19 protein-coding genes are annotated in these 24,319 nt (G+C 56.5%); all 19 read right to left on the reverse strand.

Annotation, left to right across the window (positions count from 1 at the left end; all coding sequences use genetic code 11):
- Nucleotides 1–244: 244 nt before the first annotated feature.
- Nucleotides 245–1,915 carry a DNA repair protein RecN gene (gene recN / locus LF95_RS15320; RefSeq protein WP_073955888.1) on the reverse strand — a complete coding sequence of 557 codons (1,671 nt, stop codon included), beginning with the start codon at nt 1,913–1,915 and terminating at the stop codon, nt 245–247.
- Nucleotides 1,916–2,077: 162 nt separating this feature from the next.
- Complete coding sequence (locus LF95_RS15325) at nt 2,078–2,899, reverse strand: outer membrane protein assembly factor BamD (protein WP_073955889.1); 822 nt, start codon at nt 2,897–2,899, stop codon at nt 2,078–2,080.
- Between the two features lie 463 nt (nt 2,900–3,362).
- The gene (gene lpxC, locus LF95_RS15330; RefSeq protein ID WP_073955890.1) at nt 3,363–4,328 is read right to left on the reverse strand and encodes a UDP-3-O-acyl-N-acetylglucosamine deacetylase; all 966 of its coding nucleotides are present in this window, start codon (nt 4,326–4,328) and stop codon (nt 3,363–3,365) included.
- A 294-nt stretch (nt 4,329–4,622) separates the two neighbouring features.
- Complete coding sequence (gene ftsZ / locus LF95_RS15335; protein ID WP_073955891.1) at nt 4,623–6,341, reverse strand: cell division protein FtsZ; 1,719 nt, start codon at nt 6,339–6,341, stop codon at nt 4,623–4,625.
- A 441-nt stretch (nt 6,342–6,782) separates the two neighbouring features.
- Complete coding sequence (gene ftsA / locus LF95_RS15340) at nt 6,783–8,033, reverse strand: cell division protein FtsA (protein ID WP_073956320.1); 1,251 nt, start codon at nt 8,031–8,033, stop codon at nt 6,783–6,785.
- 183 nt (nt 8,034–8,216) lie between these two features.
- Nucleotides 8,217–9,080, reverse strand: a complete 864-nt coding sequence (locus tag LF95_RS15345) for a cell division protein FtsQ/DivIB (protein WP_083607712.1) — start codon at nt 9,078–9,080, stop codon at nt 8,217–8,219.
- Complete coding sequence (locus tag LF95_RS15350) at nt 9,068–9,982, reverse strand: D-alanine--D-alanine ligase (RefSeq protein ID WP_073955892.1); 915 nt, start codon at nt 9,980–9,982, stop codon at nt 9,068–9,070. Before LF95_RS15350 ends, LF95_RS15345 begins: the two co-directional genes overlap by 13 nt.
- A complete protein-coding gene (murB, locus tag LF95_RS15355) occupies nt 9,979–10,926 on the reverse strand; it encodes a UDP-N-acetylmuramate dehydrogenase (protein ID WP_073955893.1) in 948 nt (315 codons plus the stop codon). The genes LF95_RS15350 and murB overlap by 4 nt, the downstream gene beginning before the upstream one ends.
- Nucleotides 10,917–12,329, reverse strand: a complete 1,413-nt coding sequence (murC, locus tag LF95_RS15360) for a UDP-N-acetylmuramate--L-alanine ligase (RefSeq protein WP_073955894.1) — start codon at nt 12,327–12,329, stop codon at nt 10,917–10,919. Before murC ends, murB begins: the two co-directional genes overlap by 10 nt.
- Nucleotides 12,326–13,522, reverse strand: a complete 1,197-nt coding sequence (gene murG, locus LF95_RS15365; protein ID WP_073955895.1) for an undecaprenyldiphospho-muramoylpentapeptide beta-N-acetylglucosaminyltransferase — start codon at nt 13,520–13,522, stop codon at nt 12,326–12,328. Before murG ends, murC begins: the two co-directional genes overlap by 4 nt.
- Before the next feature lie 103 nt (nt 13,523–13,625).
- A complete protein-coding gene (ftsW, locus tag LF95_RS15370) occupies nt 13,626–14,768 on the reverse strand; it encodes a putative lipid II flippase FtsW (protein WP_073955896.1) in 1,143 nt (380 codons plus the stop codon).
- Entirely contained in the window at nt 14,768–16,222 is a 1,455-nt protein-coding gene (gene murD, locus LF95_RS15375; RefSeq protein WP_073955897.1) for a UDP-N-acetylmuramoyl-L-alanine--D-glutamate ligase, read from the reverse strand. The genes ftsW and murD overlap by 1 nt, the downstream gene beginning before the upstream one ends.
- A 27-nt stretch (nt 16,223–16,249) precedes the next feature.
- Nucleotides 16,250–17,338 carry a phospho-N-acetylmuramoyl-pentapeptide-transferase gene (gene mraY / locus LF95_RS15380; protein ID WP_073955898.1) on the reverse strand — a complete coding sequence of 363 codons (1,089 nt, stop codon included), beginning with the start codon at nt 17,336–17,338 and terminating at the stop codon, nt 16,250–16,252.
- Between the two features lie 22 nt (nt 17,339–17,360).
- Nucleotides 17,361–18,797, reverse strand: a complete 1,437-nt coding sequence (gene murF, locus LF95_RS15385; RefSeq protein WP_073955899.1) for a UDP-N-acetylmuramoyl-tripeptide--D-alanyl-D-alanine ligase — start codon at nt 18,795–18,797, stop codon at nt 17,361–17,363.
- 107 nt (nt 18,798–18,904) lie between these two features.
- Nucleotides 18,905–20,326 (reverse strand): UDP-N-acetylmuramoyl-L-alanyl-D-glutamate--2,6-diaminopimelate ligase, encoded by a 1,422-nt coding sequence (locus LF95_RS15390; RefSeq protein ID WP_252509782.1) that lies wholly within the window; start codon nt 20,324–20,326, stop codon nt 18,905–18,907.
- 25 nt (nt 20,327–20,351) lie between these two features.
- A complete protein-coding gene (locus LF95_RS15395; protein ID WP_073955901.1) occupies nt 20,352–22,070 on the reverse strand; it encodes a peptidoglycan D,D-transpeptidase FtsI family protein in 1,719 nt (572 codons plus the stop codon).
- Complete coding sequence (locus LF95_RS15400; protein WP_073955902.1) at nt 22,067–22,510, reverse strand: cell division protein FtsL; 444 nt, start codon at nt 22,508–22,510, stop codon at nt 22,067–22,069. Before LF95_RS15400 ends, LF95_RS15395 begins: the two co-directional genes overlap by 4 nt.
- Nucleotides 22,507–23,502 (reverse strand): 16S rRNA (cytosine(1402)-N(4))-methyltransferase RsmH, encoded by a 996-nt coding sequence (rsmH, locus tag LF95_RS15405; RefSeq protein WP_073955903.1) that lies wholly within the window; start codon nt 23,500–23,502, stop codon nt 22,507–22,509. Before rsmH ends, LF95_RS15400 begins: the two co-directional genes overlap by 4 nt.
- Nucleotides 23,499–24,071 carry a division/cell wall cluster transcriptional repressor MraZ gene (locus LF95_RS15410; protein WP_371440828.1) on the reverse strand — a complete coding sequence of 191 codons (573 nt, stop codon included), beginning with the start codon at nt 24,069–24,071 and terminating at the stop codon, nt 23,499–23,501. The genes rsmH and LF95_RS15410 overlap by 4 nt, the downstream gene beginning before the upstream one ends.
- Nucleotides 24,072–24,319: the final 248 nt, after the last annotated feature.

Genomic DNA, 24,319 nt, shown 5'->3' on the forward strand with positions numbered 1-24,319 from the left:
GGTTTCATCTGCCGCGATGTTCGGGGCTTGGCTGCTGGTTTCAGACGCTGTTTTATCGGCGCTCATGTCGTTTTGTTTTCCGTTCCAGATTGCGGGCCGTTGATGCAGGTGTTTCTAAAATATAGCAGCCTTTCTGGCGAGGGTTAGTTTGCCCGTTTGCGATCCTGCTGACAGGAATCAACTCATCGTTTTATCGCCGGTGCAAGTGGCTGTTGCTGCCAACCTGACGAAGAAAAAGGTGCGATCAGGCCGGCAAGCCCAGCAGGCTATCGGCAGCAGCACGGGCCTCTGCGGTAATGGAATGGCCTGCCAGCATGCGGGCGATTTCCTCGCGCCGTGCATCCTGCACCAGTTCGTTTACCCGTGTCACCATCGCCCCGGCATCTTCGCGCTTGGCGATGTTAAGGTGCGTTCTGCCACGTGCGGCGACCTGCGGGCTATGCGTAATCACCAGAATTTGCCGTTCCTGGGCCAGCAGATGCAGGCGTTCGCCAATGGCGGCTGCCGTGGCGCCGCCAACACCGCTATCCACCTCGTCAAACACCAGGCTGGGAACGGCCGAAACCCGTGCCAGTACCACCTTCAGGGCGAGCAGAAAGCGCGACAGCTCGCCGCCTGATGCGATTTTATTAAGCGGTCCCGCCGGGCTGCCGGGGTTGGTGGAAACGGTGAATTGCACACGGTCCAGCCCGTCCGGCCCCCATTCGTTTTCCTCAAGGGCGACAATTTCGGTAATGAAGCGGGCCTTGTCCATGCGCAGCGGCGGCAATTCGGCATTAATCGCGGCATCCATTTTTGCCGCGGCCTTCTTGCGCGCTTCATGCAGTTTTTCGGCGGCCTCGATAAAGGATTGACGATATTTCGCCCCGGCTTCCTTCAGGCGTTCCAGTTCCTGTTCACCAAATTCAAGCTGTTCGATCTGGCGGCGGAAATCCAGCATCAGGCCATGAAGGCCATCGGCCGGGACATTATATTTGCGCGCGGCTGCCCGCAGGGCAAACAGGCGTTCTTCAACATTTTCCTGATGACCAGAATCAAGGTTCAGATCTGCTTGGGCTGCCGAAATGGCGCGCATGGCTTCTTCAAGTTCGATGGCGGCACGGTCCAGCGCCTCGATAATCGGTTCAAACCGGCCATCGGCCTTTTCCAGTTCACGTTCCAAATGCCGCTGGGCCGAACGAATGGCACTTTCCGCCCCCTTGCCGCGTGACAGGTCGTTTTCGGCATCGCCCAGGGCGGCCACCAGCTTTTCGCCGTGCATCAGGAACTGGCGTTCTTCGGCCAGTTGCTCTTCCTCGCCTTCGACAGGGGCGAGCTTGTCAAGCTCGTCTACCGCGTGGCGCAGCCATTCCTCTTCCTCGCGGGCCTTGGTGATGCGGGATTGGGCAGCCGATAATTCCTTTTGGGTTTCACGCCAGTTGCGCCAGTGATCGCGCACCTTCAGGGCGGCCTGGGTCAGGTTGCCATGAGCATCGAGTGTTCCGCGATGCGTGGTCGGGTCCAGCAGGCCGTGCTGGTCAAATTGGCCCTGAATTTCAACACAGTAATTGCCGACATCGCGCAATATGCCAATGGAAACCGACTGGTCATTGATATAGGCGCGCGACCGGCCATCGGCGGTGACAACGCGACGCACGACCAGTTCATCGTCTTCAATATCGATATCCTGTTCGTGCAACAGGCCAAAAACCGGGTGACCGGCCGGAAGTTGGAAGGTGGCGGTTACGCTGGCCTTGTCATTGCCGTGGCGGACCAGGCCGCTATCGGCGCGCGCGCCTAATGCCAGACCCAAAGAATCAAGCAAAATCGACTTCCCGGCACCCGTTTCCCCGGTCAGGACACTTAGTCCCTCGTGAAAATCCAGGTCCAGTTTATCGATCAGGACAACATTACGAATGCTAAGGCGTCGAAGCATGTTGGCATACTGGCGTTGTTACAGATAGACGCGGAACAGGACGAGAACATAGCGTCGATTGCAGAGTGCCGAAACATTGTCTTGCTTGCAAGCCCTGCGCACAAAATATGTCCGCAGGGCGTTAAAATTCGGCGATTTTCGCCAGAATTGGCAGGCTTTTGATCAGAACAGGTCAGAGATGGCGGTGGTTGTCGAATCCCACCAGCTTTCGTCATCACTATCCTGCTTTTTGTTCAGGAGGAGATTGTAAGAATCGTTGTACCACTCGCTGCCCGGGAAGTTATAGCCGAGAACCGATGCGGTTTTCTTGGCTTCCCCGGTCAGACCCAGTGCCAGATAACATTCGGTCAGGCGCGACAGGGCTTCTGGAACGTGTGTGGTGGTCTGGTAATCGGTGACGACTTTTTTAAACCGGTTGATGGCGGCCAAATAGTCGCCCCGGTCCTGATAATAGCGGCCAACGCTCATTTCCTTGCCCGCCATGTGATCGACCGTCAGGTCTTTTTTCAGCTTGGCATCGCGGGCATATTTGCTGTCGGGAAAACGGCGGATGACGTCATCAAGGCTTTGCATGGCCTTTTCGGTCATCTGCTGGTCCCGGCGCACATCGGAAATCTGTTCGTAATAGGACAGCGCCTTGAGATAATAGGCATAGGCGACATCGGCATTGGCAGGGTGCAATGAAATGAAACGATCCAGCGCGCTGATCGCATCATCATATTTGTTGTCCTGATAATAGGAATAGGCTGCCATTAGCGTCGCCTTGGTCGCCCATAACGAATAGGGGTGCTGGCGTTCCACTTCATCAAAGGCTTTGGCAGCTTTTTGATATTCTTTCTGATCCAGCAGGTCCTGGGCAGTGTTGTAAAGCTCTGCAACCGGTCTTTCGACATATTCCGGTTCTTTGGTGCTGGAACACGCAGCCAGCATAAGCGCCAGGCCGCAAACGGCAATCAGATGTTTCGCGTGAGCCGAACGAGGCAAGGTTGGAATCCTTAATTCTGTCTGCGGTCGTACTGAAACCCATCGGATTTCGCTGGTGTGGCCGGGACTATATCACGCCAATACCGCCTGTGGGCAAGTGGTTGAATCAATGAAAATGGCTTTTTCGACGCTTTTGTGCAAAACAGCGCACAAATCCGGGCTTTGCTGCCTGAAATTTGCGGCAATTTATGGCGTTTCGCGCGCTGACGCATAGCGGGGTACAGGCACGGGCAGGAAAAACCGGTATTATAAACAGTCCGCTATGAACCAAAGGAGCGGGCTTTGTGTTGGGTCGCATCACGCTTGAGGCCCGGAAATCGAAGATGCTGCCCTATAATTGGTGACAGTTAATAGCCAGGCGATTCGCATGATTGCGTTATTGTGTGATGTTCAGGGGCGGACATAAAAAAAGCAGGCGCTCCCTTATGGGAAGGCGCCTGCCAATTTGCCTGCATCATGGTTTTCAGGCAGAAGCACGTACCGGTTCGCTGGCATTGAGTGCTGTGGCGCGCATTGGTACCAGGCGCCAGGCGCTTTCATCGGCGAACAGGGCCTTGAGCAGCATGTTATTGACCATATGGCCCGATTTGTAAGCCGTCACCTTGCCCTGCAATTGATGGCCTGCAGCATAGAGGTCGCCCAGCGCATCAAGAATTTTGTGACGGACAAACTCGTTTTCGTAACGAAGGCCTTCTTCGTTCATGACCGAATCACCTGACAGGACCACAGCATTTTCCAGCGACCCGCCAAGGGCAAGGCCCGCATTGCGCATGGCTTCGACTTCGTGCAGGAAGCCAAAGGTACGGGCCCGGGCGATGGAATTGACAAACACGCCATCATCAAAGGTAACGCTCAGGCGTTGGTTGGCGATGGCCTTGCTGGCAAAGTCGATTTCAAAATCGATATGGAAGCCTTCGGCAGGTTCCACCTTCGCCCGGCAACCATTATGTTCAACCTCAACGGTTTTCAAAACTTCGACCACCATGCGCGGGGCGTTTTGTTCTTCGATGCCGACACAATCAATCAGGAAGGTAAAGGGGGCTGAACTGCCATCCATTACCGGAACTTCGTCGGCATCAATATCGATCAGGATATTGTCGATACGCTGACCGGCAAGGGCGGCCATCAAATGTTCGATCGTGCCGATCTTGATGCCTGCCTCAAGGTCGCCAAGGCAGGTGCACAGGCGGGTGTCGATGACTTCATCATACAGGGCGGCAAAGGTCGGTTTGCCCGGCAGGTCTACACGGCGGAAAACAACACCGTGATTAACCGGGGCAGGATGCAGCGTGATCTGGATTTTCTGCCCGGAATGCAGGCCAACACCGGCACATCCGATTGAACTTTTAAGACTGCGCTGCCGGACAACAGACGAAGCTGCGGCGCGCTGGTCATTCAAAGCAGTGCTGATATCGGCAATGTTATTCACGGGGAACCCCCAGACAAATCAGGTTGTATTACGATTGATTTTCATCGGGCGGTATGTCGGCCCGTTTTCCAGGATCACAAACTACCGGGTCGACCGCAATGCGGCAAATCACTCTTTGTTACCGTTTGTAACGTTGGGATTTCACATTAAAATCAATCATTTGTTAAGATTTTTTGCAATGCGGGAGGTGTGATTTTCGACGGGAATGTCACTGACGAAATCACGTAATAATACGGATGCCCATTAAAAAAGGGGAAGGCCGAAACCTTCCCCTTTTCGCGCGGAGGCTCGTCGTCAGTTAGCCTGGCGACGAAGGAAAGCCGGAATCTCCAGAAGGTCGTCAGACGCCGAAGACGTTTTGACCCGGGAAGCTGGATCGGCTTTCAATTGCGGACGGGCATCATCCCCCAGGGACAGCTCTGTCTGGCGGGGGGCAGGTGCCTGGGCCTGCGGGGCCGCAGCCTGCTGGCGCGGGGCGGCATCCTGTTCTGTCTGGTGGTTGTTTTTGCCAAACAGGTTACGGATACCGCCAAAACGCGGGCGGCTGTTGTGGCCGCTATCGGCGGCGTCGTAAACATCGGGTTCACCACGGGCCGGGGCATTGTCGGTCGGGCGGGCAGCACGCGGCGGAATAAACGGCATATCGCCGTTATCATCTGCAACATGCTGGCGCGGTGCGCTTTGCTGCGGCTGTTGGGCACGCGGCGCCTGGCGCAGGGCCGGGTTCGGTTTCAGCACGGTCTGACCCAGTTCGATCGAACCGGTCTGGGCCGGTTCGCCTGCCGGGTTGGACAGGCCGGGCTGCTGTGCATTGCCGGTGGCGGCAAAACGTTCAGACGGCATGTCTTCAACCGATGACCCGCCGGCATAGTCGTCCTGGCCGCTAAAGGCGGCAGCGGCCGGTGCATGCTCGGCGGCTGCAGGCTGCTGCTGCGGGGCCGGAGCATGGGTGCCAAAACCGGGGGCCGGTTTGGCGGCGGCCGGTTTATCGGAACGCGCATTGGTCAACGGGATGGTGGTCGGCTTCGGGCGGCGGACTTCTTCGGCATCAATGCCGGTTGCCACCACGGAAACGCGCAGGCCACCCTCGATGGTCGGATCAAACGTCGAACCAAAGATGATGTTGGCTTCGGGATCGACTTCTTCACGAATACGATTTGCCGCTTCGTCAACTTCATACAGCGCCATATCCATGCCGCCGGTGATGTTGATCAGAACAGCGCGTGCACCCTTCATCGAGGCATCTTCAAGCAGCGGGTTGGCAATGGCGGCTTCGGCGGCTTCCAGCGCACGTTTCTCGCCCGATGCCTCGCCGGTGCCCATCATGGCCTTGCCCATTTCGCTCATGACGGTGCGAATGTCGGCAAAGTCAAGGTTCACAAGGCCCGGAACCATCATCAGGTCGGTAATGGAGCGCACACCATTGCGCAGCACATCATCGGCCATCTGGAAGGCATCTGCAAAGGTGGTTTTTTCGTTCGCCACCCGGAACAGATTTTGGTTCGGGATAATGATCAGCGTATCAACATATTGCTGAAGCTGTTCAATGCCCTGTTCGGCGGTGCGCATGCGGCGCGTGCCTTCAAAATGGAACGGCTTGGTAACGACACCCACGGTTAGAATGCCGGCTTCCTTGGCGGCACGGGCAATCACCGGTGCGGCACCTGTGCCGGTCCCACCGCCCATACCGGCGGTGATGAAAACCATGTGGCTGCCTTCAAGCTGCGCCTGGATTTCTTCAATCGATTCTTCGGCAGCAGCACTGCCGGCATCAGGCCGTGCGCCGGCACCCAGACCCTGCGTGATCTGGCGACCAAGCTGCAGTTTGCGGCTGGACTTGCTTTGGTTCAGGGCCTGTGAATCGGTATTGGCTACGACAAAATCGCAGCCTTCAAGTTCGGATGCGATCATGTTGTTGACCGCGTTGCCACCGGCGCCACCGACACCGATAACGGTAATTTTTGGTTTTAGGTTTTCTTCCGCTTCAGGAACGGAAAAATTAATTGTTGGCATGTTTGCTCTTCCTTCTCCGCGCTTAGGAGTCTGAATCCAAAATCAGCCTTCCCTTTGCCGAAATTAGACCCGTGCTGATCTTTTACAGGTGAAAGAGTTAGTGCGGTGTTAATGACATCGTTAACCGGCGAAAATTTTCCGTTTTTTTTCGCTGTTTTCGGTGCCCCGCACTCTAACACGGGAAAGTTGGCAGCTTTTAAGGGTTTTTGATATTTTCCGGTTCCGGAACATTAAGGTGAAGGACTAATTTTGCGCGTGTTTTATCGTTTGCTCGCAACCAAAATGGCGCATGGTTCTTAACGAAATCTGACTCTTGGCCGGTTTTTTGTAAATTTTGTTATAGAATCGGGCGATTGATAATTTTGTCGGGATTGGCACTTTAAGTTAAGACGGGCATACAGGGTTAAACCGGGCTTCTTAAAAACGGCCAATCCCGAGGGATCAGAAATTTTCCTTCAGCCACGCGCCCAAACGGCCCCAGCGCCCGCCAGACTGGCGAATATGGGTCATAGCCTCGCTTAGCGGGTCGTTTTGTTGTTCAACCGCGCGCAAAAGCAACCCGGCACAGGCCGAAAAGGCCGGGCCGGACGTGGCCTGCGCCATGCCGGTTACGCCATGTGGTGATGCAACGGTGGCCGGGCGTTCAAACATTTGGCCTGCCAGATCGGCGATGGCGTTTAGCTGGCTGGCCCCACCGGTTAACATGATGGATCGTCCCCCAATTTGTGACAGGCCGTTTTCTTCCAGCTGGTCGCGGATCAGTTCAAACGTTTCTTCCAGGCGCGGTTTGATGATGTTGATCAGCATCGAGCGCGGCACATGATTGACGTTGGCGTCGTCCTCGTCGCCAATCACCGGCACGGCCAGAATTTCCTGATCGTCAGACGGCGAGGTCAGCGCGCTGCCATGCAGGGTTTTTAACCGTTCGGCATGGGAAAGCGACGTATTAAGGCCATAGGCAATGTCGCGGGTGACATGCGCGCCACCCACTGGGAAACTGGCGGTATAAATAACCTGCCCGCCGTGGAATACGGCCACACTGGTGGTGCCCGCCCCCATATCAATCACGGTGGCGCCAAGGTCGCGCTGGTCCTGTGTCAGGGCTGAAAGGCCCGATGCCAGCGGGGTGACAACCGTTTCCTCGATTTCAAGATGGCAGCGTGCCAGCAGGGTTTCGAGGTTGCGCAGGGCGGCAATTTGCGTGCGGACAAAATGCAGATCAAGCCCGACAACCGTGCCATACATACCGCGCGGGTCGCCCAGGCCAACGGATTGGTCCACGCGAAAGCCCAGCGGCACGGTGTGAATCAGCTCGTCACCGGCCTGACGCAGCAGTGCGTCTTTCTGGTCGTTTAGTTTGCGAATTTCCAGATTGCCAATCGGGCGCGAGCCCAAAGGCAGTTCGATGGTATGTGTTTCGGATTCGAGACGCCCGCCCGAGAGATTGACGATAACAGTCTCGATTGTCTGGCCTGCCATTTTTTCGGCAGCATTGACCGCCGCAAGCACGACTTCCTGTGCTGCGTCCAGATTTGCGATCGATCCGCTTTGCAGACCCTTTGACATGTTATGGCCGATACCGATGATTTTCGGCTGGCCGGACTTGTCGGGTCGCGCAATAAAACAGCAGACCTTGGATGTCCCGATATCCAGGGCTGCAATCAGCCCTGATCTCGTTTTGCTGCGTGCCAATTGTTTGCTCTGAGTTTGCTTCTTGATGTGGGGATATGCGTTACCCGCATCATCATACACCCCTTATCCCGCTTTTCGGTCAAAAGCAGTTGCAAATTGGTTAAGGCAGGGGCGTGTCTTTTGCATTTTATTGCCTGATCAGCGTTTTATTGTCATCAGGCATCATCAAAAAGGCCGTTTGGGTTATACCGACCCTTTCTTTTCCTTGGGCGGGTTACGGCGCAGTTCGGCGGCTCCTGGTGTCAGGCGCACAAAGGTGCGGTCGGCCAGGCGCAGGTCCACGACAAGCACATCGCTTTCCAGCAGCTTATGGGCCTTGTCCAACTGGTCCAGGCGAACCCAGGCCTTGTCCATGTCGTGTTCGGGCAGGCGGATGAACATGCCGTTGGAAAGCTGCACATTCCAGCGACGATGACCAATACGTTGCGCGCCCGTCACCATTTTAAACAGGCGCGGCACGGTTTTCAGGGTTTTGATCATGTCGGCGGCATGTTCGGGGGCATCATCGCCGACCAGGACGGGCAGGTTCAGATAATCGCCCAGTTCGTAGTCCTGCAATTGCACGCCATCGGCGTCGATCAGCACATGATTATCGCCATTTTGCCACAGGGCCAAGGGTTGGCGTTCCTCGACATGAATAATGATGGTATCGGGCAGGCGGCGTTCAACGCTGGCTTTGCGTACCCAGGAAAGCTGTTCGATGCGTTCGCGCGCGGCATCGGCATCAAAGGTAATAATCGGCGAGCCCGGTTTTTGCCCGATGGCGGCCAAAAGGGCGTTGGGGTCGGTGCGGTGGCGCCCGGCAACATCAATGGTATTGATGACCATGCCAAACCGTGCGGAGGCATCAATGGCCTGGTTACGTGCGATTTCAAGCCATTGTTCGGTTTTGCCGCTGTGCCACAGGGCAATAGGCCCGCCGACAATGAGGGCAGTGGCGCTGACCCAGCGGCAAATACGTGCGGTTTTGCGCAAAACTGCCGACCAGCCATATTCTCGTTGAACCTTCTCGCGGCGCTCGCGCGCCTGTTCGGCTATCGTTCGCATGTGGCGTCCTCAACCATCCATGCAACAATGTCGGCAAAGCTCATGCCGTCATGCCGGGCGGCATCAGGCACCAGCGATGTTGGCGTCAGGCCCGGCTGGGTATTGATTTCCAGAATGGCAAGTATGTCGCGTTCCGGGTCATAGCGGAAATCGGCGCGCGCAACCCCCTTGCATCCCAGGGCACGATAGGCACGTTCGGCGCAATCACGCAGGCGGGTGCGCAAGGCAGCGGGAATATCGGCTGGAATAATGTGCTGTGAACCGCCATTGGTATATTTGGACTGGTAATCATAAAAGGCATGATTGCCGGTCAGGATCTCAATCACTTCCATCGCCTGCCCGTCCTTGACGGCAACGGTCATTTCGCGCCCGGCGACATATTGTTCCTGCATCACGCCATCGCCATGTACCCATTCGCGGGCCAGCATGTTTTGTTCTTCTTCCGCGTTCAGGATAATTTCAACCCCGACGGACGAACCTTCATTGTTGGGTTTCAAGACATAGGGCGGTGGTAGGGCGATGCCGTTTTTTATGTCTTCTCGGGTGACGAAAACATGCTTGGCGCAGGGCAGGCCCTTTTCGTTGAACATGGCCTTGGCGCTCATTTTATCCATCGCGATGGCCGAGGCGCGCACCCCTGAATGGGTATAGGGAATGTCGAGAATTTCCAGCAATCCCTGTACCGTGCCGTCTTCGCCCCAACGCCCGTGCAGGGCATTGAAAATCACATCAGGTTTGGGGGAAAGGTCGGTGATCTGGCGGGCAAGGTCGCGGGTGGCATCAATTTCTGAAACGCGATAGCCTTTTTCGCGCAATGCCTTGGACACTTCGCGCCCCGAAGACAGCGAAACATCGCGTTCGGCTGACCAGCCCCCGTAAATGACCGCGACATGCTTGCTCATGCGTCTTTTCCTACTATCGAATGTCCCAAACGATCGCCAATGCGACGAATTTCCCAGCGCAATTCAATGCCGGAATGTTCCTTTACCCGGCGGCGTACTTCTTCGCCCAGTTCTTCAAGGTCAGCCGCACTGGCATCGCCCAGATTGATCATGAAATTGCAATGCAGTGGCGACATTTGCGCCCCGCCAATGGTCAACCCCCGGCAGCCTGCCGCATCAATCACCTCCCAGGCCCGCTTGGGCGTTGGGTTGGCAAAGGTGGAGCCTCCGGTGCGGGCACGTACGGGCTGGCTGGCATTGCGGGCTTCCTGAATTTCGGTCATGCGCCGGGCAATTTCGCCACGCTCATCGGGGGTGCCGCGCAGGATGGCCTTGGTGAAAATCCAGTTATCGGGAATGTCACAATGGCGGTAATTCAGCCCCATTTCATTGACGGCAAGGGTGTGAATGTTGCCCTTGCTGTCAATGGCTTCGGCGCTGATCAGAATATCGTGCATTTCGCGACCATAGGCCCCGGCATTCATGCGCAAGGCCCCGCCAATGGTGCCGGGAATGCCCGATAAAAATTCAAGTCCCGCAAGGCCAGCTTCCTGGGCGACCTGGGCTACATTGCCATCCAGCGCCCCGGCCCCGGCATGGATTTCATCGCCCGATACCGTTACATCGGTAAAGGGTCGTCCCAAACGCACCACAACACCGCGCAATCCGCCGTCACGCACCAGAAGGTTTGATCCGACACCAATAATCGTGACCGGAATTTCGCTGGGCTTGTCGCGCAAGAAGGCAGCCAGATCCTCGGTATCGGAAGGGCGGAACAGTACGTCTGCCGGACCGCCCACCTGAAACCAGGTGACTTTTGCCAGCGATGCGCCTTCGCGCAATTTGCCGCGAACCTTGGGTAGGTGGTCAATGATCGGGGTGTGCGGTGCTTGGGTCATGATGATTTAAGGGCCTCCATCTGGGCGGGCAGGGCATTGGCCCAGGCGCTGATGGAACCTGCACCAAGGCAGACAACAAGGTCGCCGCTTTTGGCAATGCCCGAAACCACATTGGCCAGTTCTTCCGGCCCGTTTAAGGCCAACACCTTGCGATGGCCGCGATTGCGCAGCCCTTCGACAAGGGCATCGCGCGTTGCCCCTTCAATCGGGCTTTCGCCAGCGGTGTAAACATCGGCGACAATTACAGTATCGGCATCGTTAAAGCAGGTGCAAAATTCCTCGAACAGGTCATGCAGCCGTGAATAACGATGCGGCTGAACCACGGCGATCACATTGTTTTGCGTGGCGGACCGGGCCGCCTTCAGCACGGCGCGAATTTCAACCGGGTGATGGCCGTAATCGTCAATGATGGTCACACCATCAACTTCGCCGGTTTTGGTAAAGCGGCGTTTAACGCCGGTAAAACCATCAAAGGCGGAAACGATTTTATCATCATCAATGCCCAGTTCCAACGCCACTGTAATGGCGGCAAGGGAATTGGAAACGTTATGGTCGCCCACCATTGGCAGGCGCACATTGTGAATGGTGCGTTCGGCACTATCGACCCGTTCACGAATAATCACGTCAAAGGTGCTTTGGCCAATTTCGGTGCGCACATTGGTCGCCCGCACATCGGCCTGGGGCGAAAAACCAAAGGTGAAAATGCGTCGGTCGGTCACACGGCCAATCAGGGCCTGGACCTCGGGGTGGTCAATGCACAAAACGGCAAAGCCATAAAACGGAATGTTCTGAACAAAGTTTTTGAAAGCTTCGCGCAACTGGTCAAAATTTTTCCAGTGGTCCAGATGTTCCGGGTCGATATTGGTGACAACGGCAATGGTGGATGGAACCTTGACAAATGTCCCATCCGATTCATCGGCCTCGACCACCATCCAGTCGCCATCGCCCAAGCGCGCATTGGTGCCGTAGGAATTGATGATGCCACCATTGATCACGGTCGGGTCCAGCCCGGCAGCGTCCAGCATGGTTGCGACCAGGGACGTGGTGGTGGTTTTGCCATGCGTGCCGCCAACGGCAATGGCGGCCTTTAAGCGCATCAGTTCGGCCAGCATTTCGGACCGGCGCACAACCGGCACCATATTGGCGCGTGCGGCAACCACTTCGGGGTTATCGGGTTTGACGGCAGTGGAAATCACAACAACCTTGGCATCGTTGATATTGGCCGCATCATGGCCGATAAAAACCTGAATACCCTTGTCGCGCAGGCGCTGTACATTGGCATTGTCCGCCATGTCTGAGCCCTGCACCTGATAACCCAGATTATGCAAAATTTCGGCGATGCCAGACATGCCGATCCCGCCAATCCCGACAAAATGGATGTTTCCGATGCCAAGTGGCAGGGTTTTCATGCTCGGTCTCCTTGGACGTGTGGTGTTTCCTGTTTTAAATCTACCGGGGCGCCCGCCGGGTTCAGGCCCAGCATTTCGACAACCATATCGGCCAGCCGTTCGGCGGCGTTGGCGCGGGCGGCTGTGCGTGCCCCTTCGGCAGCGCGGGCCAGGGCTGCGGGGCCGGTTAAAAGTTTCGCCAGCCGTTCGCTCACGATTTCAACGGTAAAGCGTTCCTGCGAGAGCATCCACGCCCCGCCCGCCTGTTCGACCTGTTCGGCATTATACCGCTGATGGTCGTCGATGGCGTGGGGCAGCGGTACCAGAAGCGAGGGGCGGCCTGCAACCGTCAGTTCGGCCACTGTCGATGCGCCGGAGCGCGCAATCACTAAATGGGCGTCGCGCAGCCGTTCCGGGATGTCGTCAAAAAAGGGTTTTAACGTCACATCCACGCCCGATCCCTCATAGGTTTTCGCAACCGCATCAAGGTCTTCGGCACGAGCCTGTTGGGTGACATGCAGGCGGCGTTTCAAATTCTCTGGCAGGCGAATGATGGCCTCGGGCAGAATTTCCGACAGAATACGGGCGCCCTGGCTGCCCCCGGTGATCAGCAGGTTTACCGGGCCGTCGGCCTCTGGTGCGTGGTAGGGGGCATTGGCAAGGGCGGCAATTTCGGGGCGCACCGGGTTGCCTGTCCAGATGATGCGGGGTTTGTCGCCTTCGCTGATCATGCGGACTTCGGGAAAGGAGGTCGCAATGCGGGTGGCCGATTTTGCCACAACCCGGTTGGCCCGGCCCAAAACGGCATTTTGTTCGTGAATGGCCATCGGAATGTGCAACCCCTTGGCCGAGACAGTGGCCGGGATGGAGGCATAACCGCCAAAGCCGATTACAGCCGCCGGGCGAATTTTTTTAAGGTGGCCTTTCGCTTGCCAGGTTCCCAGGGCAAGGCGCACCATGCCGCTGATCCGTCCGCGGAGTCCCTTGCCTGCAACACCGCCGGCTGGCAGCAGGATGGTGCGAACACCTTCAAGGTTTTCAGTATAGTGTGCTGCGCGGGCATCGGTAAAAAATACGACACTGGCCCCGCGCCGCACCAAAGCACGCGCCAGCGAAACCGCAGGAAACATATGTCCGCCGGTGCCGCCCGATGTCAGGGCAATGCACTGCCCCTCAAGTGGGGTATCGGTAATGGTAAATTCTTCTGTCGTCATTCTGGACTGTAACCTGCGCGAAACTCGGATGGCTAGGGTGCCGGATGCTTCAAGAAAAACCGAGAAAGGTTAATATCCTTTCAAATGCAGGTTAAAAATCCGCCTAGTCGGAGCTTCTTTTTCGCGTGAGTGCCAGAATGAAGCCCATACTGATGGCAATCGCCACTGTCGAGGACCCGCCATAGGACACAAAGGGCAGTGTCATACCCTTTGGCGGCACCAGTTGCAGGGTCGATGCCATATTGATCATGGCCTGTAAGCCGAACTGCACCAAAAGCCCCGTGACAGCCAAAACGACAAACATGTTGCGTTCGCCCATCATGCGTGACAGGCCCCGCATGACGATGAAGGTGAAAATACCAATTACCAGCAAACAGAATAGAAGGCCGAATTCTTCGCCTGCCACGGCAAAAATAAAGTCGGAATGGGCATCGGGAAGATAGTTTTTAACCGTACCTTCGCCCGGCCCTTGGCCCATGATGCCACCATTCATGAAGGCTTCCATCGATCGCTGGATCTGGTAATTGTCACCCGTTGCCGGGTCAAGGAAGCGGTCCACACGCGACTGAACGTGCGGCAAAATCAGATAGGCCGATGCCGCCAGGCCCACGACACTCATGCCCAGGCCAAACACCAGCACAATGGGCAGGCCCGCCAGAAAAATCTGTGCCGACCAGATGGTGGTGATCACCACTGTTTGCCCGAAATCCGGCTGGATCATCAACAGGATGATGGAGGTTGCCAGTAACATGCAGCTTACGATATAGCCGGGGAAATTGGGGTTTAACCGCCCTTCGGAAAACATCCAGGCCGTGACTACGGCAAAGGCGGGTTTTAAAAATTCTGACGGCTGAATGGTGATGCCGCCAAAATTGATCCAGCGTACCGCCCCCTTGATCTCAGGTCCGACAAAGGGCGTGATGATCAGAAGCCCGATAATGCCTAAAAACATGATAGAGGCGACACGTCGCACCCATTTGATCGACAGCATCGAAATGCCACCGGCACAAATGGCGGCAAGGGTTAAGAAGAAAAATTGCCGGCGCACAAAGTGAAAGCTGTCCACACCAATACGGTCCGCCACGGGCGGGCTGGCCGACATGACCAACAGCGCCCCAATACCCATCAGCAGGATGGTTGCCGCCAGCAACCAGCGATCCACTGTCCACCACCAAACACTCAGGATCGAGGTATCGGCACGCGAAAAGGCAGTGTTGCCGTCTTTATCGCCAAACAGGGATTTCATCATGCCTCCGGATTGGTGCGGGATGCGATGTCGGCGGTGGTGGTGCGCAAATCGGTGAAAAGGTCGCGGAAGGCATCGCCGCGCGCTTCAAAACTTTTGAACTGGTCAAACGACGCACAGGCAGGTGACAGCAAAATGACCGGGGCCGATGATGCGGTTGATTCTGTATCTGATGATGTACGCCCCTCGGCCTGGTCCGCCTTGGCCGTTTCAAGGGCGCGGCGGGTGGCAACATCGAGTGTGCCGCATTGCTCGAACGGGACATGGCCGTTAAGGGTGGTGGCAAAGGCCTCGGCGGCACTACCAATCAGGAAGGCCTTTTTGATGCGGCCATAAAAGGCGTCAAGCCCGTCAATGCCGCCTTCTTTGGGTTTGCCGCCCAATATCCAGTAAATAGTGTCATAGGCGGACAGGGCCTTTGCCGTGGCTTCGGCATTGGTGGCCTTGCTGTCATTGACAAAGATGATGCCGTCAATTGTGCCAAGCTGTTCCTGGCGATGCGCCAAACCGGGAAAGGACATGATCCCGGCAATAATGTCGCGCGGTGCGACATTGCGCGCCCGGCACAGGGCGTAGGCAAAGGCGATATTTTGCCAGTTATGACGGCCCGGCATATGGGTAACAGTGGCAAGGTCCAGGATCGGGTCCCGGGCGTTGTCCAGATCATCAATCAGCCAATGATCATCAACATAAACCCCGTGCGGTGCCGGGCCATTTACCGAAATTTCCACCATGCGATGGCCGCCTTCGCGGGCCAGTTCGGTGGCCATTTTGGCGCAATGGTCATCATCAATCGAAATGATGGCCCATTTGGGTCCCTTCTGGCGGGTGAAAATATTGCGTTTCGCCCCGATATAGCCGGTCATGCCACCGTGGCGGTCCAAATGGTCCGGCGTGATGTTCAAAAGCGCGCTGGCATCAAAGGCCGCCTGGTCAATCAGGTCCAACTGATAGCTGGAAAGTTCCAGGACATAACAGTCATCGACGCCCAGTGCATCAAACCCCAATACCGGATAACCCAAATTACCCCCCACCTGGGTTTTGATGCCTGATTGCGCAATGATATGCGCGGTTAGGGCGGTGGTGGTGGATTTGCCATTGGTACCGGTAATGGCCAGCATCGGGGTTTCGGCCACCGTGCTGCACAGCAATTCAACGTCACATACAATGGGCTTGCCTGCCCGGCGGGCCTTTTCAGCCGCTGCATGCGGGGTGGGGAAGGTGGACGGGATGCCGGGGCTGATCACCAGCATTTCCGGCATCGTCCAGTCGCATTCCACCAGATTAACCGGCGCGACATTTAATTCATCTAGCTGATGGCGGCTGTCTTCATTGTCATCCCAGGCCCAAACGATGGCACCCGACTTGACCAGAGCCTTCACACTGGCCAGCCCCGATTTGCCAAGGCCCAGAACCGCCACGGTTTTTCCGCGAAAATGTGAAAGGTCGATCAATGTGGTATTCCGATCAAAACAGGGATGTTAACGCAGTTTCAGGGTTGCCAGACCAATCAGGGCCAGAATGACCGAAATGATCCAGAAACGGATAACAATGGTGGGTTCGTGCCAGCCCTTTTTTTCAAAGTGATGGTGCAAAGGCGCCATGCGAAACACGCGCTTGCCCGTCAGTTTAAAGGAGCCGACCTGAATGATGACCGATATGGTTTCCAGCACGAAAAGCCCGCCAATAATGGCCAGAACAAGTTCATGTTTGGTCACAACGGCAACAGCACCCAGTGCCCCGCCCAGGGCCAGCGACCCGGTATCGCCCATAAACACCATTGCCGGCGGCGCGTTGAACCACAAAAAGCCCAAACCAGCCCCAACAAGTGCGCCCAAAAGAACCGTTAATTCGCCAGACCCGGCAATGTAATGCACCTGCAAATAATCGGCGAACTGGATATTCCCGATCAAATAGGTGATCAGGGCAAAGCTGGCCGCGGCAATCATGACCGGCACAATGGCAAGGCCATCCAGGCCATCGGTCAGGTTAACTGCGTTTGAGGCCCCCACCATGACAAACATGGCAAAGGGGACAAAAAACCAGCCCAGATCTAGCAGCAGGTTTTTAAAGAATGGAAAGGCCAGCTGCGTTGCCAGGGCCGGGTCGGTGTTATACGAAATCCACCAGGCGGCAAGGGCGGCAATGGAAAACTGTCCCACCAGTTTGGCCTTGCCCGGCAGGCCCTTGGTATTGCGTTTGGAGACTTTCAGGAAGTCATCCATAAAACCTAGAAAGCCATAACCGATTGTCACCAGCAGAACGGCCCACACATAGGGGTTTTTCAAATCTGCCCATAACAGGGTGGCAATGCTGGTGGAAATCAGCAGCAAAAGACCGCCCATTGTCGGCGTGCCTTTTTTCGTCAGAAGGTGGCTTTCCGGCCCGTCCTCGCGAATGGGCTGCCCTTCGTTCTGGCGGGAACGCAGCATGTTAATCAGCCAGGGACCCAGCACAAATGCCAGCACCAGCGATGTAAAGACCGCGCCGCCGGTCCGAAAGGTGATGTACCGGAACAGATTAAACAGCGGAAACTGGTCAGCCAGCGGGTATAGCAGGTTATAGAGCATTGGCTCTCGGGTTCCTTATGCGTCAGTTGGATGCCGGGGCGGTGCCCGTCTGGCCCGATTTTAGGGCCGAAACAATTTTAGAAACGTAAATGCCAAGCGATCCTTTGACCAAAACAACGTCACCATCGCCAATTGAAGCTAAAACCGGGGCAATCGCGTCTTCGGCTGTGTCAAAATGGCCCAAATGGCGTTCTTTTGGCAGCTCTTCGGCCAGCAGGGCCATCATCGGACCCACGGTAAACACACCATCGATTCCCAAATGTTCCAGTGGGTGGGCCAGGTCGCGGTGCATTTTTTCGGCCTCGTCGCCCAATTCGCGCATATCGCCCAAAATGGCGATGCGACGGCCGTTTTCACCGGGTTTTTCGTTCGCCAGCAGTTTAAGGCCCGCCATCATCGAGGTCGGATTGGCGTTATAGGCATCGTCAATGAGCAGATAATGGCCTTTTTCGCTGCCATCTGCCGCCAGAATGGCAAGGGCATGGCGCGCGCCGCGCCCGGCAGGCGGTGTTACATCGGCCAAATCCTGTGCCGCGCGCACAATATCGGCACCAATCTGGTCCACGCAGGCCAGCACAGCCAGCGAATTGATCACCCAGTGTTCACCGGGGCAGCCCATGAAATATTCAAGGTCGCGGCCGCCAATGCGGGCCCGCACGGCACTGCCGCCGGTCACGATATTGGCCTCAAACAGGCGATAGGATGCGGTGGCATCGGTGCCGAAACTTTTGATATTGGTAATACCCAGTTCCTTTGCCCGGCGGGCCAGGGTAAAATAATGGATGTTGTCGCGGTTCAAAATGACCGCGCCATCCGTGTTCAGCCCGTCAAATATCTCCGACTTGGCCTTGGCGATTTCGGCCTCATCTTTGAAATATTCGGTGTGTGCGCCAACCACTGTCGTAATCAGGGCGACTTCTGGTTTGACCATTTGAACCAGCGGCGAAATTTCGCCCGGATGGTTCATGCCGATTTCAAAAACCCCATATTGGGCATCGGCCGGCAGGGTTGCCAGGCTCAGCGGTACACCCCAGTGATTATTGAAGCTGGACGGGCTGGCGTGGGTTTTGGCCTGTTCGCCCAGCACATATTTCAGGGCTTCCTTGGTGCCGGTTTTGCCGACACTGCCGGTAATGGCAATGATTTTTGCCTTGCTGCGTGCACGCCCGGCCATGCCAAGGCGCACCATTGCATCCAGGGTGTCATCAACAATCAGGGCCGGGGCATCTTTGGGCAGCACGGATGCGTCCGATACCAGGGCGGCACGGCAACCGGCCTCAAATGCCTTGGTAACAAATTCATGACCATCAAAATTCGGACCTTTAAGCGCGATAAACAGGTCGCCGGGCCGGGTTTTGCGGCTGTCGATAGAAATGCCACTTACCTGCCAGTCACCAGCGACAATACCGCCGGTGGCAGATACGGCGTCCTCGGCCGTCCATAAAACAGCTTCACTCATCGCGTTTCTTCTTTCTGTTGGTCTGGTCGTCTGTCTGGCAGCTTGCGCCCACGTCCTGCCGGTTAATGTGCCCGCGTTGCAGGCACATTAACCGGCTATGGCAGGTGTCAGTTTCCGCCCAGCAAAATATTGCGGGCAACAGCAGCATCGTCGAACGGCAATACCGTTCCCTTCACGATCTGGCCGCGCTCGTGCCCTTTGCCTGCAATAATCAGAATGTCATTGCGTTGCAAGATGCCAATGCCACGTTTGATGGCCTCGGCCCGGTCGCCAATTTCAACCGCGCCTTCGCACGCGGCCTTGATGGCAGCGCGAATGGTTGCGGGGTCTTCACTACGCGGGTTGTCATCGGTGATGATGGCAATATCGGCATGTTCTTTTACCACACGCCCCATTTCCGGGCGTTTGCCGGTATCGCGATCACCGCCAGCACCAAAAACGCAAACCACCCGGCCCTTGCAATGGGGGCGAACGGCCTTGATCACGGTTTCAAGGGCGTCGGGGGTGTGGGCGTAATCGACAAAAACCGGCGCGCCAAATTTGGTTTTACCCACCAGTTCCAGGCGGCCGCGCACACCTTCGAGTTTTTCAAGCGCATTTACGGCGGCTTCAACATCCGCGCCAGAGGCAATTACGATGCCCAGGGCAGCCAGGGCATTCATGATCTGGAAGGTGCCCATCAGGGGCAGATGAACATTATATTCCGCATCCTCGATCGCAATGCGAATTTGCGTGCCGGTGGCGTCGGGCTTGGCTGACAGAAGCTTTATGCCATTCCCCTTCACACCATAGGACAGAACATTAATCCCGCGATCCTGGCAGATATGGCGTAATTTGTCATATTGGGGGATATCGGCATTGATGACGGCGGTGCCATCCGTTGTCAGCAATTCGCCAAACAGGCGGGCCTTGGCAGTGAAATATTTGTCGAGATCGCCGTGATAATCCAGATGGTCCCGCGACAGGTTGGTAAAGGCGGCAACCTTTATTTTCACTCCGTCAAGGCGGTACTGGTCCAGCCCGTGCGAACTTGCTTCCATTGCGACATGGGTAACGCCGATGTCGCACATATCGGCCAGCGAATGATGCAAGGCGACCGGGTCTGGCGTGGTGAGCGAACCGGGAATTTTCGCTCCGGCCGCGCGAATACCCAGCGTGCCGATCGAGCCGGAAAGCTTGCCCAGGATTGTCCAGAGCTGTTCGGTGAAAACCGCCGTCGAGGTTTTGCCATTGGTGCCGGTAATGGCAGCAATGGTTTCAGGCTGGTGGCCATAAAAGCGTGCGGCAAGCTGCGCGTAACGCTGACGCGGGTTTTCAACCGGAATAAGCGGCACGGTAATGGCCGGTTCTTTCGGGGTATCTTTGGGGGCCAAAATGGCCGATGCGCCCGCGCGCAGGGCGTCTTTGATGTATTTGGTGCCGTCGTCGCGCGCCCCCTGGAGGGCGGCGAACATATATCCTTCACGCACAGCGCGTGAATCTGCTGTCAGGCCCTTGATGTCCGGGTCTTGTCCCTGGGCATGTTTCATTGCTGCCTGATCTCCTGCCATAAGCTCAGAAAGACGCAAGTTTGCGTTCCTCCTTGCGAAGATCCAATCGCAACGCCTGCTCTATTTCCGGCGCCTTCGCGTACGCCGGTTCAATCCCGAGAAGGGGAGCAATACGTGTCACAACCTTGCCAACGGCCGGGGCTGAAACCCAGCCCGCCGTGGCATAACCAAAAGTTTCTTTTGTGCCTTGTGGTCCATCCAGCGTTACAAGAACCGCATAGCGCGGGTCCTGCATCGGGAAGGCGGCCACAAAGGTAGACATTCGGGCATTCTTGACGTAGCGCCCGTTTACAAGTTTATCCGCCGTGCCGGTTTTACCCCCAAGGAAGTAACCCGGAACGTCGGCTTTTTTGCCTGATCCTTCAGTGACGACAAGGCGCATCAGGCGGCGCATTTCGTCAGACGTCTTTTTGGAAATCACCCGCACACCGGCCGGTGCGCCATCCTGTTTCAGGATGGTGCTGGGGCGGCGAATGCCCCCATTGGAAATGGTGGCAATGCCATTGACCAGTTGCAGTGGTGTGACTGCGATGCCGTGCCCGTAGGAAATCGTCATCAGGTTGATTTCGCGCCACGGATTGGGCAGCAGGGGGGCACCAACTTCGGGCAGTTCGACATCGGATGTGTCGAGAAAGCCAAAAGCCTTCATGTATTTCTTTTGGGTATCAATGCCAAATTCCATCGCCATCCGGGCTGACCCGATATTCGAGCTGTAGGCCAGAATTTCCGGCACCGTCAGCCAGCGGTTTTCGGCATGGAAGTCATGGATGCTAAACCGGGCAACGCGCAGCGGCTTGGTGGCATCATAGGTGCTGTTCAATGTTGCCGTGCCGGTATCGAGCGCAATGGCGGCATTAAACAGTTTAAAGACTGATCCCTGTTCATAAACACCCAGGGTGGCGCGGTTAAAACGCGCATCGGCCGGGCCCTGGCCGGGGCGGTGCGGGTCAAAGTCGGGCAGGGAAACCATGCCCAGTACTTCGCCGGTGTAAATGTCCATCACCAGGCCGGTGGCACCTGCCGCACTATAGGTTTGCATCGCGCTTGCGACTTCGGCGCGCAGGGCATGCTGCACGCGAATATCAACCGACAGGCGCAGCGGGCCGGAATTGCTGCGCAGGTCATTGTCAAATTCGCGTTCGGCCCCGGCAATACCGTTATTGTCGATGTCGGTAAAACCCAGAACATGGGCAAACAGGCGGCCCTGCGGGTAAACACGGCGTTCTTCGCGCTGGAAGTTCAGGCCGGGAATGCCCAGCGCATTAACTTTGTATTGCTGGTCCGGTGTCAGGTTACGCCGTATCCAGACAAACGCCTTTTGCGAGCCCAGATGGCGGATCAGCGTATCGCGATCCAACCCTGGCAGCACGGTCAGCAAATGATCTGCCGCCCCCACCGGGTCCTTGATGACACGGGCATCGGCATAAAGCGAACTGGTCGGAAGGTCAGTCGCCAGCAAAATGCCGTTGCGGTCCACAATATCGGCGCGCTCGGTTTTCAGCTCGCGGCTGTCGGTGCCGGCTGTCAGGTCCGGTTCGTTGCCCTGTTTCAGAACGGTGGCATTAAACAGGCCCCCGGCAATCCACAAAAAGCCGATGCCAAACATGATGCCGGTAATAAAAATGCGATTACGCGCTGTTTCCAGCGCGTGCTTTTCACGTTGTTCCGGGCCAAGTTCGGGGCGATCACCGCGCAGCCAGTATGAAAACCGCAACAGGTTCATTGTGTACCCTCCCCATCAGCCGGGGCCGGAATGGCGGCACTTGGACCATCAATGATCATGTTTTCCGCCGCCTCGTCATAGGCGCGGTCAGACGGGCGGTCCCGTGGGGCGGGCATATAGGCAACGGCCTCGCCAAATTTGTCCAGACGATAACGTTTGGCATCGGTGTCGGTCGGGATATTATCGATGCTGGCCATCTGAAGGGGTTGAATCTGCTGAAGTTTCAGATATTCCTTTGCCAGTTTCTCGATCCGGGCTGGGGAATTCAGATAGCTCCATTCCGCCTGGAAAACATGGATGCTTTCCTGCTCGTCCAGGATTTCCGACTGGATGGAGGCATAACGGCGCTCGAGCCGTTCCACCTCGTGCGAAATCCAGTAGGTGCCCACCCCGATCAGAACGGTCATTACAAACCAGAAAGCCGTCATGATCTTTGTCATGCGATACCTCCGGTCTGGCGGGCGGTAGAGGGCACGTCGTTGCGTGCCGCAGCGCGCAGCTTGGCCGAACGTGCACGCGGATTGGCACGCAATTCATCCTTTTGCGCGGTCACAGCCTTGCGGCTAAGGCTGGCAAAGGTTGGCTTTGCCACTTCGGGTTCACCTGGCAGGCGGCGGGACAGTTTGCCAGGATCGCCGCAGCGTTCCTTGAAAAAGGTTTTCACCAGTCGGTCTTCCAGCGAATGGAAGGTAACAACCACCAAACGTCCGCCGGGTTTCAGCATGGCTTCGGCAGCATTTAAGGCGCGGTCCAGTTCGCCCAGTTCGTCATTCACATGAATGCGCAGGCCCTGAAAGGTGCGGGTGGCAGGGTCAATGCCGTCTTTGGATTTGCGCACGACAGACCGCACCGCACTGGCAAGCTGACCGGTGGAGGTAAAGGGCGTTTCTTCGCGCATTTCAACAATTTTGCGGGCAACCTTGCGCGAGGCGCGTTCTTCGCCAAACCGGTAAATGACATTGGCAATGTCTTCTTCATCGGCGGTGTTGACAAAATCGGCCGCACTGGGGCCGGACATCGACATGCGCATATCCAGCGGACCATCGGTGCGGAAGGAAAAACCACGCTCCGCCTGGTCAAGCTGCATGGAGGATACGCCAATATCCAGAACAATGCCGTCAACCTGTTCAACGCCGTGTGCAGGCAGCAGGGTTGCCATCTCGCCAAAGCAGCCTTCGACCATATGAAAGCGGCCTTGATAGTCCGCCTCGAGTTTATGGCCGGTTTCAACCGCACTCGGGTCGCGGTCAATGCCGTAAAGCGTGCAGGGCGCATGGTCCAGAATGGCACGGCTATAGCCACCGGCGCCAAAGGTGCCATCGACCATGACTTCGCCGTCGGCCGGGCTTAGATGTTCCAGAACTTCGCGCAGCAAAACGGGTTTGTGCGGATTGGCAGGTGACGGATCAAAAGGCAGCGGGTTGGTCATCATGCGTCATCCTCTGGCAGGTCGGGTTCAGAGGAGGCGTTGCCAGCAGCGGCGCGTGCCGGCATGGCAGATGCCGGTTTCAGCTTCAGCGTGGAACCGCGATTGACCAGGCGGGTGCGGCTGGCGGTTTTGCGGTCAGTAAAGGTCTCGGGGTTCCAGATGCGGAAGGTCCGGCCACGGCCGACAAAGGCCACCTGGTCGGTGATACCGGCATAATCGATCAGTTCGGGCGGCAGAATGATACGGCCTTCGCCGTCAAAGGGCAGGGCATGGGAGGCACCAAGAATGGTATCGGCCAGGTCTTCGGCTTCGTCCGAGAACATCTCCATGTCGTCCAGCGAGGCGGCAATGCGCTCCATATGGCTTTCAGAGCAGCCCTCGATGGTGGGTTCCTTGGGGGACTCATAGACGTAAATACCGGCAAAGCCATCGGCTTCCAGGGCGGCACGGAACCTTTTGGGCACGGAGACGCGCCCTTTCCGGTCCAGTTTGTGAATGTGCGTCCCTGTGAACAGCACCCGCCTAAATCCCCTGCTCATGACCGCTGGATAACGAAGTTTGGAAAGAGACATCGTAACCAGACGTCTGTGCCCCACTTGGCACTGCCAAAATGCCTGTTTAATGGGGTATCATGGGATCATATGGGGGTCAATGGGATTTGATGGGTCTAACTGTGATATTTGTGGGCAATTCTGCCCTTTTTCGGCCTTTTTCCCAAACGGCAAATAGGTAACAAAAGGTGCAATTTCAGTACGTTTTTGCCTTTTGGCCCATGAAATCCCAAATATGACCATGTGAGCCCATCAGGGATTGGTTTTTT

Origin of the sequence: Thalassospira sp. TSL5-1 (assembly GCF_001907695.1) — a bacterium.
In the GTDB taxonomy this organism is placed as follows: domain Bacteria; phylum Pseudomonadota; class Alphaproteobacteria; order Rhodospirillales; family Thalassospiraceae; genus Thalassospira.